Raw genomic sequence first — 453 nt, 5'->3', positions numbered from 1 at the left:
GTCAAAAGGCTTACGAGATTTTCGAAGAGCAGACGCGCTCAACTGACGGCACTCGTGCCAAGGTGACGGGTGCGTGTCTGTATACTGGACCTCGGGGAGCGGACAAATGAGTGTGGCACAAAACACGGCTTCAGGCATCATCAAAAGTGTCCTGATTCAGCTCGAACAACGGCTCGATATTAAGGTCCTGATGGCGGCCGAGGCCGGGTCTCGTGCGTGGGGCTTCGCGTCGCCGGATTCGGATTACGACGTTCGCTTCATCTACTGCCGCCCTGTCGATCGGTATCTGACGGTGAATAAGCGCCGTGATGTACTGGACATAAACACGCCGGAACTGACCGAGGTGCTGCGCGATCTCGGGATCGACACGGATATCATGGATTTTGCGGGCTGGGACGCGGACAAGGCAGTGTACCAGATGAGCAAGTCGAACCCGCAGGTTCTGGAGTGGAC

Annotated in this window: 1 protein-coding gene; it reads left to right on the top strand. The window is 57.0% G+C overall.

All coding sequences use genetic code 11. From position 1 onward, the window contains the following. Positions 1 to 106: 106 nt before the first annotated feature. Positions 107 to 453, top strand: a 347-nt coding sequence (locus tag AC1RPQ_RS07930; protein ID WP_481762251.1) for a nucleotidyltransferase domain-containing protein, incomplete at its 3' end; no start/stop codon positions are given.

The sequence above is a fragment of the Dellaglioa sp. CoH-57-MRSF-21 genome (assembly GCF_056781915.1).
This window is presented reverse-complemented; position numbering and strand designations above follow the sequence as displayed.